Annotated in this window: 11 protein-coding genes and 1 pseudogene; 3 read left to right on the top strand and 9 right to left on the bottom strand. The window is 49.1% G+C overall.

The window, feature by feature from the left end; translation table 11 throughout:
• Window positions 1–26: 26 nt before the first annotated feature.
• Window positions 27–1,451, bottom strand: a complete 1,425-nt coding sequence (locus tag PG722_RS07700) for an extracellular solute-binding protein (protein WP_270580186.1) — start codon at window positions 1,449–1,451, stop codon at window positions 27–29.
• 376 nt (window positions 1,452–1,827) lie between these two features.
• Here PG722_RS07700 and PG722_RS07695 point away from each other — a divergent pair, with 376 nt between their 5' ends.
• Window positions 1,828–2,358 (top strand): DUF5662 family protein, encoded by a 531-nt coding sequence (locus tag PG722_RS07695; protein ID WP_270385167.1) that lies wholly within the window; start codon window positions 1,828–1,830, stop codon window positions 2,356–2,358.
• 280 nt (window positions 2,359–2,638) lie between these two features.
• On the opposite strand, the gene PG722_RS07690 is transcribed toward PG722_RS07695, so the two are convergent.
• The 7 genes from PG722_RS07690 to PG722_RS07665 form a co-directional block, all read right to left on the bottom strand.
• Window positions 2,639–3,652, bottom strand: coding sequence for a sugar ABC transporter substrate-binding protein (locus PG722_RS07690; protein ID WP_270555064.1), 1,014 nt, complete (start codon window positions 3,650–3,652; stop codon window positions 2,639–2,641).
• 79 nt (window positions 3,653–3,731) lie between these two features.
• Window positions 3,732–4,676, bottom strand: coding sequence for a sugar phosphate isomerase/epimerase family protein (locus PG722_RS07685; protein WP_270580184.1), 945 nt, complete (start codon window positions 4,674–4,676; stop codon window positions 3,732–3,734).
• 96 nt (window positions 4,677–4,772) lie between these two features.
• Window positions 4,773–5,780 (bottom strand): Gfo/Idh/MocA family protein, encoded by a 1,008-nt coding sequence (locus tag PG722_RS07680; protein ID WP_270580182.1) that lies wholly within the window; start codon window positions 5,778–5,780, stop codon window positions 4,773–4,775.
• Between the two features lie 218 nt (window positions 5,781–5,998).
• Complete coding sequence (locus PG722_RS07675; protein ID WP_118361088.1) at window positions 5,999–7,033, bottom strand: LacI family DNA-binding transcriptional regulator; 1,035 nt, start codon at window positions 7,031–7,033, stop codon at window positions 5,999–6,001.
• 502 nt (window positions 7,034–7,535) lie between these two features.
• Window positions 7,536–8,909, bottom strand: coding sequence for a YARHG domain-containing protein (locus PG722_RS07670; RefSeq protein ID WP_270580180.1), 1,374 nt, complete (start codon window positions 8,907–8,909; stop codon window positions 7,536–7,538).
• Between the two features lie 3 nt (window positions 8,910–8,912).
• Window positions 8,913–9,245, bottom strand: coding sequence for a DUF2085 domain-containing protein (locus tag PG722_RS14190; RefSeq protein ID WP_442867838.1), 333 nt, complete (start codon window positions 9,243–9,245; stop codon window positions 8,913–8,915).
• 7 nt (window positions 9,246–9,252) lie between these two features.
• Window positions 9,253–9,903, bottom strand: coding sequence for a hypothetical protein (locus PG722_RS07665; protein WP_270580179.1), 651 nt, complete (start codon window positions 9,901–9,903; stop codon window positions 9,253–9,255).
• A 186-nt stretch (window positions 9,904–10,089) separates the two neighbouring features.
• Here PG722_RS07665 and PG722_RS07660 point away from each other — a divergent pair, with 186 nt between their 5' ends.
• Together PG722_RS07660 and cas9 are read left to right on the top strand one after the other, a co-directional pair.
• Window positions 10,090–10,455, top strand: a complete 366-nt coding sequence (locus PG722_RS07660) for a helix-turn-helix domain-containing protein (protein WP_118361098.1) — start codon at window positions 10,090–10,092, stop codon at window positions 10,453–10,455.
• Window positions 10,456–10,761: 306 nt separating this feature from the next.
• Window positions 10,762–12,684, top strand: coding sequence for a type II CRISPR RNA-guided endonuclease Cas9 (cas9, locus tag PG722_RS07655; protein WP_270580178.1), 1,923 nt, complete (start codon window positions 10,762–10,764; stop codon window positions 12,682–12,684).
• Here the strand turns inward: cas9 and PG722_RS14185 are convergent.
• A pseudogene (locus PG722_RS14185) lies at window positions 12,684–12,887 on the bottom strand (N-terminal phage integrase SAM-like domain-containing protein); the annotation flags it as partial. The gene cas9 and the pseudogene PG722_RS14185 sit on opposite strands and share 1 nt — an antisense overlap.
• Window positions 12,888–13,097: the final 210 nt, after the last annotated feature.

Genomic DNA, 13,097 nt, shown 5'->3' with positions numbered 1-13,097 from the left:
AAACCTGATCTCTCGAGCTGTTTCTCTTATCCTTCGTATGCCTGAAGCTGCGCCAGCGTATCCCGATACCAGCTGTCAAAATATGCATCTGTCAGGAATTCCGCCTCGGCCTGCTCCGCGCTCTGCCCGGCTGCAATACGCTGCTCCACCGTGTCGCGGTCTGCCACAGCAAGATCACTCATCGCGTATTCCAGCACCTTGCGCGCGTCCTTGCTGCCCTCGAAGGCACGGGTGGTGTACAGCTTATTCTCGTTTACCGTCTTGACCGCCATCTGCAGAACGGACTTGACCTCGGGTGTCATAGCAACCTCGCTGTCAGCCAGCATTTCTTCTTTATTCGCTTCCCGGGTGACCGGCAGATAACCCGAGCCGATCGAGAACTGAATGTTGTTCTCCGGTGCGGTGAAATACTTGAGGAAGGTTACGCTCGCCTTGATCTCCGCCTCATCGCCCTTGGTGACAACCATGCCCGCACCCTGCTGCACGGAAACCGGTTCACAGCCCGCAAAATGCGGATTCGGCAGCACTTTCAGCTTGATCGAATGGCTGTCGTCATCACTGGTCATTACGCTGTCCGGAAAGAAGGTCGCGCTCGAGCTGGAGCCGACATAGGACAGGATCGTACCGGTTTTGATGTCATCGCTGCGGAAATGGCCGTTTGCCTCAAAATATCCCTTGATAAACGGCACATAGTAGTTGTCCCACAGCTTACGGATAACATTTTTATCAAAATCAAGCGTCATTTTGCCGTTCTTCACGTCAAAAATCGTGCAGCCAAGCTCCTTTGCACCGATGAGCAGATAATTTGCCATCGCATCTCTGCCAAACAGAGCACGGCCATCATCCGTCGCCTCGGTCTGTGCGTCCGTCCAGTTATAGTATTTCTCGGCTGCTGCGGTCAATCCCTCAACCGTCGCAAGATCGTCATAGGTCGTGCCGGTCGCCTGCGAAAACGCCTGCCAGTCGGTATCGTTCAGATAGAGCACCTCGGTAGCCTTTGCGGTCGGGAAAATCTTGATGCTGCCATCACCGTCAAAGTCGCCCTCGGTGAGATAGCCTTCGATGTACTCGCTTTTTTCGCTTTCGGTCAGGTAGTCGTTCAGGTCCACGACCATGCCCTGCTGATCGAGCGCATACGCAGTATCCGCATAGCCGGAGAAGATATTCGGCAGTTCTTCCGCACCGACCTTGCCTTCCGCGGCGTTCAGCACGTTAGTCTCCAGATCATTTACACTGCCCTGACTGGCGCTTTCCACCGTGATCCCCTGCTCTTTGCCGACCGTATCGTTGAAATTCTGCACCATCCGGTTGAATGCTTCGAGCTGCTCACCGTTATAGTAGTTCCAGATTGTGATCGTCACCGGCTCCTTTTCCGCACCGCAGCCGCCGCATGTCAGCGCCAGCATGACTGCAGCCGCCGTTCCGGCGATCAACCGCTTGTATGCCTTCATAGTTTCCTCTTTTTCTCCTGATAGTATGTAAACAAATTCATCCGATTCTATATATTTTCCCATATGCACGGAATTTTTCTTTTTCCATTCATATAAGGCAACACCGCACAATGAAAGCAGCGTGCACCGCACAGGAAGAGCGCGGAAATTTTACGCGGGCATGCTGCCGCATGGCAAATGAAATTGATAATGGTATTTGTGTGCTGTATGCATGCACCCGCTGCAGTATCTGTCTGAACTGCTATAGTTTATCACAATGCGCAAAAAACGTAAAGCGCGAGTTCCCTGTGACACACATTGCACCTTGTTTTTTGCTTTTCTTTTTCCGCACAGCATGGTAGAATACTATCAGTCCGAAAAAAGGAGGGCGCATGCCATGAAATGGCTTTCACATCTGCGCACGGTGCAGCACCATCGTTTTCTGGTTCTCCGACACTGCTGGCGCGTTGGATTATACTGGCAGGGACTGACGCACGATTTGAGCAAGTTCAGTCCGGTGGAGTTTTCCGCCGGTGCAAAATATTATCAGGGCAACCGCAGCCCGAACGAGATCGAACGCCGCGAAAAGGGCTACAGCGCAGCATGGCTGCATCATAAGGGCCGGAATAAGCATCATCTGGAGTACTGGATCGACTACGCCGCCGACGGCTCCGGTATGTGCGGCATGAAAATGCCCATTCAATATGTAATAGAGATGTTCTGCGACCGCGTAGCCGCCAGCAAGACCTATCGCGGTGCTGCCTACCGCAACAGCGATCCGTATGATTACTATGCACATTCGGTCGATCACTATATCATCCATCCGGATACCGCCGCCGCGCTGGAATCCCTGCTGCGTATTCTGCGCGACGAAGGCGAGGAAAGAGCGTTTGCGGCTGCACGAAAACTGCTTAAAACGGGATATTGAGCAAAAAGGAATCAGCCGGCCGGCTGATTCCTTTTTATAATATGATGTGCGGCCGCAAAAGTATCCACAGGCTGTGGATACTTTTTGTTTATGTCCGCTTTGCAAGCAAAGAACCGAAACAGCGCACAGAACCTTCGTTCCGTGCGCTGTGTGTTTCAGCATTATCACCCTTGGGCAAATACCGCCGCCCGAAGCGGTACGATTGGGAACGTTGGAGCGTCAGATCCGACCGTTTTTCCAAAGGAAAAAGAGATTTAGCAGCGTGCAGCCGGTCTGTGAATTACTCCCACAGACCCTTAGCCTTCATGTCGTCGATGTACTCATCGCAGTTGGTGGAGTCAACGACCTTGGAACCGGAATCAATAAAGGAATCAACCTGTTCGCCTTCCAGAGCCTTTACCGCAGCTTCCACTGCCTTATAGCCCATGTCATAGCCGAGCTGCGCGATATCCATGCCGAGCGTACCGTCCTTGATGGCGGAGATAGCGGAGGTATTGCCGTCAAAGCCGCAGACGATGGTGTCAGCATACTTGGCGTTGCCGGAGTCCTTGATGATCTTAACAACGCTCATTGCCATGTCATCGTTGGAGGAAAGAACAACATCAATGCCGTCCGGATACATCTGCATAACGGATTCCATTGCGGTTGCAGCCTTCTCAGCCAGACCGTCGCAGTACTGCACCTCAATGACCTCGCCGCCGGCTTCCTCAACGCCTTCCTTGTAGCCGGCCAGACGTGCTTCGTGCGTCTCGTCGCCCTGTACGCCGGTAACGATAAGGACAGTCGGCTTGTCAACACCGTTCGCCTTGGCGGCTTCTACGGCTGCCGTGCCGCCGCTCTTGGCTGCGTCCTTGTTGCCGGTGCCGACAAACGCGAGCTTCTTGTCCGAGGTAAAGTCAGTATCGAGTGCGATTACAACCTTATCGGTATTCGCAACCAGCGTGGAAGCAGAATTCGACTGCAGCGGAGCCAGTACCAGCGCGTCAATGCTCGGGTTGCCGAGCGAGGTCTCGATCATGTTGACCTGCTCATCGTAGGACGTTGCCGACGTCGGAGACTGGATATCTACGTTTACGTTGTCGTGCTCATCGGCGTATGCCTTTGCACCTGCCATAACCTTGTTGAAGTGGCCGTCGGTCAGCTTTACGATAACCGAGATGTTGTAAGCGTCGCTGCTGCCGCTGTCTGCGGAAGAGCCGCCGTTGTCGCTCGCAGAGGTGCCGCCGCCGCAGCCCGCCAGCATACCTGCACACAGTGCGCTTGCCAGAGTCATCGCTAACAGTCTCTTTTTCATGATAATTGTCCTTTCTTTCCTCTCGTTTTTCTCTTCAGGGGTCTCTCTTTTTTATTCAATAGCGCCGAAGCGTTACTTTTTACAGATCGCAGGGCATTGCTTCCTTGAGTACGGTGGTGGACTTTTTCAGTCCGGTCAGTGCCGGCATGGTCAGATCCTCCATCTCCTGGCTGATCGGGCCGTCATAGCCCTCCATGCTCAGGCAGGACAGGAATTCCTTCCACCAGCTGACATCATGGCCGTGACCGAGTGCAACATAGTTCCATGTGCGCTTTGCAAACTGGTCGATGGTCTTAGTGTCGAGTACGCCGTCCGGACCGATATAGTTGCGTTCGATGCGGACGTCCTTGGCGTGTACATGGTAAATGCGGTCCGCGCCCAGCTTGTGTACTGCGGCGACCGGATCGCCGCCCATCCACATCAGATGGCTCGGATCTAGGTTCATGCCGACCATCGGGCCGACTGCGTCACGCAGACGAATGAGCGTTTCCGGATTGTAGACCATCTGACAGCCGTGATTCTCGAGTGCGATCTTCTCGATGCCGTTGGTCTTTGCCAACTCGACGGTTTTCTTCCAGTACGGAATGAGCACCTCTTCCCACTGCCAGTTGAGAATCTTGGTGGTGATCGGCGGCCAGCTCGTTACGATCCAGTTCGGGGTGTGATCCTCCGCCGAACCGCCCGGGCAGCCGCTCATCATAACGATTTTCTTGACGCCGAGCAGACCGGCCAGCTTGAAGGTCTTTTCCACGACCTCCTGATGCTGTTTGCCCTCCTCGTTCGGCGCAAGCTGATTGCCCGAGCAGTTGAGCACTTCGAGCACCAGACCGCGCTTTGCAATCGCGTCCATGTAGTTCTTGCGGGTCTCCTCGCTTGCCAGCATGGCATCCAGATCAATGTGCGGTGCCTTGGACCAGTTGCCGCAGGCAATCTCGATGGACTCGTAGCCGAGAGCGGCAACGGTGTCCAGCATTTCCTCAAACGGCATGTAGCCGAGACAGTCGGTATTTAAGCAGAATCTCATTTTGCATATCCTTTCAGAGTGTTCTTCGCTCGTGCCGCGGCGTCCGATGCACCGCGGCACGCGAAAGAGAAGTAGAAAATAAAAAGAGAAGATAAGTTATTTCTTATAGAAGTCCGGCATTGCGTCATACTTGATTTCAACAACGGTCTGCGTGTCACGCGCCTTGGAAGCGGCCTTTGCAGTTACCTGTGCGGTATATCCGTCCCACGCGGACGGACCGTCTACGCGGCCTTCCTTGCAGGCGTTGATCCAGGACTGGAATTCGATATTGTACGCTTCCGGGAAGCGCTCAGACCAGTCGTGGCAGATGGGCGTTACGCGGGAATCGTTGGTGCGGATCATTGCGTTTGCCGGCTCGGGCAGGTTGATGCAGCCCTCCTCGCAGACGACCTCGCAGCGGACGTCATAGCCGTAGCGGCAGTTTACGAAGGATTCTACATCAATACGCACGCCGGATTCGGTGGTCAGATACATGATCTGCGGGTCGCGCAGCTCGCCTTCCGCGTTGCGGGTGGTCTTGGGGAATACGACCTCGGCAGTCTTGTAGTTCTCACCAAGCAGCCAGCGGAGCACGTCGATTTCGTGAATCATGGAGTTCTCGACCGGCATCGAGGTGGTGAAGCCCGGTGCATCGTAGTTGCGGTGTACGCAGTGCAGCATGAGCGGCAGACCGTACTTGCCGGAGTCGATAGCTTTCTTCAGCTGGCCGTAACCCGGATCATAGCGGCGCATGAAGCCAACCTGAACCAGCTGCTTGCCGGCTGTCATCTCGGCCTCAACGATGCGCTTGCAGGCATCAGCCTCAGGAGCCAGCGGCTTCTCGCAGAATACATACTTGCCGGCCTTGATTGCCGCCATGACGTACTGCTCGTGAAACGGATCGAGCGTGGTAACAACAACGGCGTCGATTTCGTCCGAAGCGATCATCTCCTCGCCACTCTCCCAAGCCTTGATGCCGTACTTCTCGGCAACCGACTTGCAGAAATCAACATTTGCGTCCGCGCAGCCGACTACCTTTGCACCCTGCAGGGTGTTGTTGATGCGCTCAATGTGCGTGCGGCCGATTGCGCCCGTGCCTACCAGACCGATTTTCAGTTCTTCCATGATATTTCCTCCTCAAGTATGTCATTTCTTCTCATTTATGCAATTTTTTCTTTACGAGTACGTACTCGTAATTCTCTATAAAAAATATCTGCTGTTATTTAGCAAATATCTTTTGACGGGATTTTATGTTTTTATCGCTGTATCAGCCGATTTTTCGATTTACGAGGACGTACTCGTAAATCTCTACAAAAAAATATCTGCGGGATTCGCAAATATTTTTATGAAAAACATTCCTTGACCAGAATACGGATGTCGGTAAAAATACGGTCGATCACGGGTTTTCTACCGAATACGAGCTGATCCATGATCAGCTTGACCGGAAGCGCGCCCTGCTCGTCTTTTTCACCGCCGAGTGTCCAATCTACAACGCCCTGTCGCATCAGCTCTACGATTTCGGGATAATCCTCGTAGCAAAGCACACGAACGTCGTTCGCACGACCGGTTTCGATCAGCGCTCTGCCGACCTGTGCTACGCCGCCGCAGGTAATGTAAATTCCGCGCAGATTCGGCTGTTCTGCTAACAGCTGCACCGTTTTTTCATAGGTAATCTGCGGATTTTCGAAGCTCTCCACGCGCGATACGATCTCAATCTGCGGATACTCCACTTTCAGAAAATCCGCAAATCCCTGTTCACGCATCTGCACATAGTAGTTGTTGTTTTCTGTCTCAATCGCACTCGAAATGATGGCAATCTTGCCGTTTCCGTTCAGAAACTGCCCCATCAGCCGACCGGCAATGCGGCTGGCTCTTGCGCTGTCAATGCTGACACAGCAGGTACGGCGCGAACCGGCGATATCCGAATCGGTGGTGATAACAGGAATACCTGCATCAGCCGCCCGGTTAATCGCTCGACGCACACAATCTGCGTTGATCGGACTGAGGATGATGCCGTCGGACTGCTCGTTAATGGCCTTGTCGATATACTCGCTCTGCCTCTTGGCTTCCTGGAACCCGGTAACTGCATAGCTGACTTCAATATCGAAACCAGTCTGCTCTTTTACACCGCGTTCGATACCTTTTTTCAGGTACGGCAGTGCATCCACCTGCACCAGAATGGCAGAAATGCGGTACACCTTGCCTTGACGCTGCAGCACACGGCCGCTCGGATTGGGCGTATAGCCTAGCTCGTTAATAATGGCCTGCACTCTTGCGCGAACCTCATCGCTGACACCTACACGGTGATGTACGACCTTATCGACCGTTGACGGATGAACGCCGGCGCGCTCGGCGATTTCCTTCATGGTAACTCCCATGCCGAACGACACCTCACTTTCATTGGCATAACAGTGCTTTATTGGTTAACGTGTACGTCCTCGTTATTTTACGAGTACGTCCTCGTTATCTGACGATGTTATTGTAGCGCGATAAGCACGCAGCTGTCAACTGTTTTTTACGAAGTTTTTGAAGTTTCATCTTTTTCATAAAAGCCATGCTATGTTTTTGGTGTTTTACAACAAATGCTGTCACGATTGCTGTCAAGAAAAATTAAGTCGTTCTAAAAGTTATTATTTTCCATCTATAAATGCAGAAAAGCTGCACTTTTCGCAATAAAAAGTGCAGCTTTCATGGCGGAGACAGAGAGATTTGAAAAGCAAAGTTTTGATTTTTTGCATCTTTTTCTGTGTTATTCCGTCTTATTCAGTTCATCATCCCGTTTTTTGAGTACATATAGCACATACAGTTTCGGTTGTTTTTATCGTGATTGCTGTCACGTTGCTGTCAGCCCGAGCGGTTTCCCGCTCGGGCTTTTGACTTTTATACCGGTCTAAACACACCGCCGTCCAGACGGCCGATCACCCATGCGTTGGATCCGTTGACCTCTACAATATATTCGGCTTCCCATTCATACTCACCAATCTTTGCACAGACCAGATATTCGTTCTCTGCATACGGTTCAACATAATCAAAACCCGTACAGTAATCGCCTTGGCTCTCCACATAGCTGCTGACTGCGCCTTGTGCCAACTTTGCAGGAGCAACATCCTGCTCTGTCCAGCCCATCTTCTGCTCATATGCAGAAATAGTATCGACATTCGCCTTTTCTACATCACTCAAATCGCTTCCATCATAGGACGAATTTGGCGTATACCACGATTTAGCCGCAAAGTAATTCTGGATTTCCTGCGTCTTGAACACATAACCATGTCGAGCATAAATCTCATTGCGGGCCAGCAGCGCCGTCTTTTGATTCCAGCCTGCCATATCGTCCTCGGTGATGTACTGCCGATCACTCGGAAAAATGTAATCAGCCGACGAAGCATCCGCAGTCGATGCCGGTTCTACTGCTGTCGTATCAGCAGTGTCCTGCTGTGCATAGTCGTTCATATCCAGATAGCCATACGCATCCAGTACCCACGAAACCGAGGTTTCCAGTGTGTCCTCACCAAACAGCGTGCAAAGCTGTGCGCGATCACCCGTATAGTTTGCTGCCGCACCATACAACACTGCAGAACCGGAGATCTGATCCAGCTGATCAATAAAGACTTTCATCTTCTCTGCGCTGTCGAGTTCTGTTTCATGCTTTGTGGTGTAAGCCATAAAGTATAGACTGTTTAACTCTGCCGCAAGGTCGCTTGCCTTTTCAATCTCTGTATTGGGATCATGAAAAGCAGAAATTTTGAACACCTGCTCGTCCAGCATTTTGAACTGAATCGTTGTGTCGCCCACAGTTTCATCTGTATATTTTACTTCAACAATCTGCTGACCATCATCGTTCTCTCCGCCGTCCCACTCGGCTGTGCACCCCAGCAGATCTTCATAGTAGCTGCTGAGCAATTTCTGCACCGTCATATCGGTAAATTCGCCGAGATAGCCATTTTGTACGGTTTCGATATAAGTGTCCGTGCTGGTCGAGCCTGTATTACCACCAGACGTACCAATCATCACTGCAATCAAAATCAGTACAACCGCCACAATACCGCCGATGATAAACTTCTTTTTACCGCCCTTTTTCGATGGTACTGGCGCTCCCTGTGGTGGTATTACATTCTCATGAACGTTTTCTGTGCTTGCAGCAGCTTCCACCGTCTTTGTGTCCTCTTGAACTGCCTCTACGCCCAGCGGAGAGCCGCATTTCGGACAAAATGTTTTCTTCTCCTTAATTTCCGTACCGCAATTTGGACAGAACATCTTTTACCAACTCCTTAGTATTAATTTTTTTACGAACAACAGCAGCATAATCGCCATAGAGCCTATACCATATCCCGCTAAAACGCCTGTAGCAAATCTCCTGCGATTGGTAGATACCTGCCACTCCAACAGTTGCGTTAAACCATCTATCGCCAGCGGAATACAGCAGACGGCGTACACGCTCATGCTCTTTCTGCAGACCGCATATATCGGCACAGCAAGAATATATCCCACCAGAACGCCTGTGCATCGGGCACACAGCGGAAACTTCCTGCCTTTCCAGTAAAAGCTCCTGTCTGCGCGTTGATGACAGCCTGCTCGATGGCCGACTGCCATCAGCCATTCATACACCGTTTTCTTCATCACGAGCCTTTTTCAGTTTACTCAAATACTCTTGATATTTCTTTGCATTTTCGACTGCTTCGTTTAACTCGGTTAAGGCTGGTGATAGCTTTATGTAATACGGCGGCATCATGCACATTACTCCAATCACCATTGCAGCAAGAAACCAGATAATTATCGTAATCAGTTCGTCCATATCAATAGCCAGAAATGCTATAAAGCCCATCAATGCAATGATGATTCCTCTCCCAATCATCCGGAATGTATTCTGTACCTTACACGCCGGGTACTCTTGCAAAAATGCCTGCTTATCCGCTTTCAGGCGAGCTTTCAAAGCCTTATAGCGGTTTTCAGCTTCTATCACTTCGTTGTCGATATTCTGGAGTATTACTGGATTCGCTGCCGACAGCAATGCTTTTCGCCTGGCTTTTGCATTAAGTTCTTGTTGAATTTTCTCCTGCCGAGCCTTTTCCGCTGCTTTCGCAGTCCCCGCTTGAAACTTTTTACCGCAGGAATGGCACACCCAGTAATCATCGGTAAATCCCGGACTTGCTCCGCACAGGCCGCACAATATGCCGATCGGCCCGAAAATCATCATACCGCAGCAGGCATCTGTAAACGATCCGCTGCTGCCAGAATGATGAACAGCCACATACTGCGTATTTTCCGAACCGCACTTTGGACACTTCACGCGATCCTCTCCCCCCTTTCTTTCTTATGCACAGTATATCATTTCCAGCCTCATTTGTAAATGATATAACAACCACTATTTATCAGTGTATATATCAATTTGCCGATTGGAACAACTACCTCTATGATGGTATGAGAGGTGTTGCCAATGACTGATATTTCGGCTGCAATCGGCAAACGAATCCGGACTTTCCGCAACGCACAGGGCATCAGCTTGGAAGAATTATCTTTCAAAGCAGGTCTGAACGCTGCACACTTGGGACAAATCGAACGCGGTCTGCGCAATCCGACGATTGAAACGCTGAACCGTATCGCCACTGCGTTGGACATATCGTTTTATGAACTGATCGGCTCGGTCGAGGAAGTCCCGCAGAAACAACCGGAAACCAATGAGATCAAACGGAAAATCGACGCACAGCTGTCCTCCATGACTTTGGACGAGCAGAAGGACATACTGCGCATCATTCGCATATTCCGCCGCCGTTTTGATGAAGAAAACAAAAAGACTGACTGATATACTTATGTGGTATCAGTCAGTCTTTTATATTTTGTAGTTTATACACATTGTAAAACATTGCTATTCGATGCCCATTGTGGTAATATTAAACCAATAAAAGTTAAATTGTCGCAAAATAATTGGACAAAATACAAAGAGATCTCCTAAGAGATCTCTTGTTCCACACACTGTGGAGCCGCATACACGGCGCTTGCGCTAAAAGCTTATTTGAACTTGTAGTGTAATACCTAATGGTAGTAAATCATTGGTACACTATTATTATCCACCCCAATCATCAATTTGTCAATCAGGGAGATAAAGAAAATGAAAGAAAAAACACAGATTCCTTATTATCTCGGAATAGATGCCGGCAGCAGTTCTATCGGCTGGGCCGTCACGGATACAATGTATCATGTTCTAAAAACTAAAGGAAAAGCCATGTGGGGTGTTCGTCTGTTCCCCGATGCATCAACTGCTGCAGAGCGCCGTACTCATCGTGCTGCAAGGCGTCGCTTGCAGCGCAGAAAACAACGTCTTGATATTTTAGAAATGCTCTTTGCTCCTGCATTAAATGAAAAGGATCCTCAATTTTTAGCCCGTATGCATGAGAGTGATTTATGGCAGGAAGATAAAAGTATAAATTCTAAATATTCTCTATTCTCCGATTCCAATTTTAATGACTGCGATTATCACGCCCAGTATCCAACCACATATCATCTTCGCAGTGAATTAGCACATTCCACAGATTCGCATGATGTCCGTCTTGTCTATCTTGCACTACATCATTTGATGAAATCACGGGGACATTTCCTCTACGAAATATCGGAAACATCGGACAATGACTCATCTTTAAGGGATAAGTTCGATGATTTTTGTACTCTTTTATCAGATGCATACGGATTGGATTTTGTTCCGCACAATACGGATAATTATCTAAACATTTTGAAAACTCCTAATATGCGAGTTACGGAAAAGGCAGCTTTACTTACCGAAGGTCTAAAGAAGCCCAGCAAAAATGAAGCCGGAATTTCTCCCTTTTACATTTCTGAATTGCTGGCAGGAAGGTCTGTTGCACTCTCCAATCTGTTTGGTGATGACCGATTTAAAGATGCCAAGAAAATTACGCTGCAAAATGATCTTGACGCAAATTACAATGAACTTTGTGAGGTATTAGATGATCATATATCCGTAGTTACTGCTGCCAAAGATGTATACGATGCCGCACGCTTTGCGGAAATTATCGGTACGCACAGATACCTTTGCGATGCCAAAATTGCTGTATATAAGCAAAATAACATTGACTTAAGAGTACTTAAAGATTATATTAAGGCGCACTGCATTGAACGATATAACTCTATTTTTTGTGACAAAGAGGACAAGCTTGATAATTATGCTGCCTATAGCCAATATCATCATAAAAGCGGCGATTACACTTGCTCACAGGAGGCTTTTTGCAAATTCCTAAAAAAGTCTTTGCCTGAAATGGCGGAATCCAAATCCCCTGTCATTGCAACTATATATCAAAAAATCGTTGATGGTTCTTTTCTGCCGCGTTTGCGAAGCTCTGAAAATGGAGTTATCCCCTATCAGCTTCAACTGCGCGAACTAGATGCAATATTGAAAAACGCTTCTTTATATTTACCATTTCTAGCACAACAGCAATGCGATGGTTACACTCCCGCTGAGAAGATTAGAAAAACATTTGAATTCCGTGTTCCGTATTATGTCGGTCCACTAAATGATAAAGCAGCACATCACTGGGCTGTTCGTTCTAACACTGATAGCAAAGAAAAAATTTATCCGTGGAACTTTAATCAACTGATTGATCTTGATCATTCAGCTGAAGCATTTCTCGTCAATTTAATCGGTCGCTGTACTTACACAGGTGACCCTGTTCTGCCTAAGGATTCTTTACTATATAGCGAGTATATGTTGCTCAACGAATTAAATCCATTAAAAATTGATGGTCAACCGCTTTCTACAGAGCATAAAAAGCAGTTGATTAAAGATATGTTCATACACCCTGTTTCCAAGCAAAAAGGCAAAGTCACTAAAAAGAAAATCTATGAATATCTGAAATCAAAAGGCTGGATTTCTAAAGCTACAAATATAGATTCTATCAACGGAATTGATGATAAGATCAAATCTGATTTGCGCTCCGCCTTCGGCAGTGCACAGCCGTCTGCCGGATTGTGGGCGATCAGCCGCTGCTCGACTGCCAGCTTCAGGGCAGAGGAAATGATTTGATGGATGTTGCGCACTGTTTTGGCGCTCAGTCCCTTGGGCTGCTTCTGTGCTTCGATTCGCTCTATCCGCCCTTCTGCCAACAATTTCTTGTAGAACTGTTGCAGATGCAGCGTCGTCAGATCATTCAACGGGATCTTGCCGAGCTGCGGCTTGATGTGGTTTTCGATGTAGCCATGATAGGTCAGGTAGGTGGATGGGCGCATTTTGATTTTGGCATAGTTCTCATACCACACTTCTAACCAGTTACCCACGGTGTAGGTCTTGGCCCGTCCGTAGTCGATGCCCACATTTTCCTCGATGGCTTTCTTCAGCTTTTCCTTGACTTCCGCTTGCGTCTTTCCAAAGACGTTTTTAATGATGGCCTTTCCTGTTTCTGGATCGTGACCGACTGTGTACCGACCCTCCCAGCGTCC

The sequence above is a fragment of the Butyricicoccus sp. OF27-2pH9A genome, from assembly GCF_027693185.1.
Lineage (GTDB): Bacteria > Bacillota > Clostridia > Oscillospirales > Butyricicoccaceae > Agathobaculum > Agathobaculum butyriciproducens.
The sequence above is the reverse complement of the archived record's forward strand: the minus strand, read 5'-3'. Positions and strand labels throughout refer to the sequence as shown.